We start from the raw sequence: 1,974 nt of genomic DNA on the forward strand, positions 1-1,974 counted from the left end.
GCCAGTATTTACATTCTGAAATACTTTGTTGGACATATGAAACATTATCCGTCACTTAGTAGCATTTTCTGTATAGATTAATCCTAATCTTATTCCCACAATAGAGAAACCCCATTGGGATTAATTGCTCGAAAGAGCAGTGGCATAATCAAATCTAATAATAGAGGATAATAACGATGAAACTTCGAGTTCTTTCTCTGCTGGTTCCGGCTTTATTAGTCGCAGGTAGTGCAGGTGCAGCTGAAATTTACAACAAAGACGGCAACAAACTGGACTTGTTCGGTAAAATTGATGGTCTGCATTATTTCTCTGACAATAAAAGCAACGATGGCGATCAGTCCTACATGCGTTTCGGCCTAAAAGGCGAAACACAAATTAATGACCAACTGACCGGTTATGGCGAGTGGGAATATCAGGCAAACCTGAATAAAGCTGAAAGTCAGGATCAAGGCAACTTCACCCGTGTTGGCTTTGCGGGGCTGAAATTTGCGGATTACGGTTCTCTGGATTACGGCCGTAACTACGGTGTGCTGTACGACGTAACTTCATGGACTGACGTGCTGCCAGAGTTTGGTGGCGATACATATGGTGCGGATAACTTCCTGTCTCAACGTGGTAACGGCATGGCGACTTACCGTAACACCAACTTCTTTGGTCTGGTGGACGGCCTGAACTTTGCGCTGCAATATCAGGGCAAAAATGGTAACGGTACTGAAACCAATAATGGCCGTGATGTACAAGGGCAGAATGGTGATGGTTACGGTATGTCCGTATCTTACGATTTGGGCTGGGGGGTGAGCGCTTCTGCGGCGATGGCCAGTTCTCTGCGTACTACTGATCAAAATAACCTGAAATTTGGTCACGGTGACCGTGCAGATGCATACACCGGCGGTTTGAAATACGATGCCAACAATGTCTATCTGGCGGCTAACTATACTCAGACTTATAACCTGACCCGCTTCGGTGATTTCGGCAATAACAATGCCGATGCAGGTTATGCTAACAAAGCGCAAAACATTGAGTTAGTGGCTCAATATCAATTTGATTTCGGCCTGCGTCCATCCGTGGCTTACCTGCAATCCAAAGGTAAAGACCTTGGCAACGGCTATGGTGACCAGGATCTGTTGAAATACGTTGATGTCGGCGCAACTTATGCCTTCAACAAAAACATGTCCACCTACGTTGATTACAAAATCAACCTGTTGGATGAAAATACCTTTACCAAAAACGCCGGTATCAACACTGATGATATCGTAGCTGTTGGTGTGGTTTACCAGTTCTAATTCTGATTACAGGATAAGTTCTGAGGCAGAACGCGGTCACCTGGCCGCGTTTTTTTTGTGTCGGTCATCAGGCTGGTATTGTTAGGGCAGGATGTTTATCCACCGAAGGCAGCTCTTACGTGCATTGAAAACAGCCGATGGTTTATCAAAAGTCGCACTATTTTTAGCCGCACAGACTTTTTTTGACCAATTTTGGTGTGAAGTTTAACCAAACGAATCGAATTTCAATTTTTTCTGAATGAAACACTAGACATATCATCGCGCTATAGATGATAATGCTGCCCATTGGAAGGATGGCCGAGTGGTTTAAGGCAACGGTCTTGAAAACCGTCGACTGTAACAGGTCCTAGAGTTCGAATCTCTATCCTTCCGCCAAATTTAAAGCCCAAGCTTATCGCAAGCTTGGGCTTTTTTGTTTGTGTTTTTTTCGGGTATGTCATATCGCCCCTGTTGCCCGGGATCGTTTTTTATCTGTTTTTGTGTATGTAATTCATCCCTGATGACAGCCCCCCATCGGGAGTAACCCCGTTTTTTTCGTGATTTACTTCACCATGTAGTTTTATATGCCACCATTTTCCCATTAAATCTGAGGAAAATATTGGTGCTTTTATTGGGTAATTTCAGATATTTATTGTAGGACATGATTTATTATCGTGTAGGACGAAGGCCTCGCTGTCTGTCGATTTATGCC

At 43.9% G+C, this 1,974-nt stretch carries 1 protein-coding gene and 1 tRNA gene; both read left to right on the forward strand.

Annotation, left to right across the window (positions count from 1 at the left end):
• Positions 1 to 176 precede the first annotated feature (176 nt).
• Positions 177 to 1,283, forward strand: coding sequence for a porin OmpC (gene ompC, locus V1952_RS21545; RefSeq protein ID WP_083158305.1), 1,107 nt, complete (start codon positions 177 to 179; stop codon positions 1,281 to 1,283).
• 287 nt (positions 1,284 to 1,570) lie between these two features.
• A tRNA-Ser gene (locus V1952_RS21550) sits at positions 1,571 to 1,658 on the forward strand.
• Positions 1,659 to 1,974 lie beyond the last annotated feature (316 nt).

Source organism: Yersinia sp. 2542 StPb PI, assembly GCF_048593855.1.
Classification (GTDB): domain Bacteria; phylum Pseudomonadota; class Gammaproteobacteria; order Enterobacterales; family Enterobacteriaceae; genus Yersinia; species Yersinia enterocolitica_E.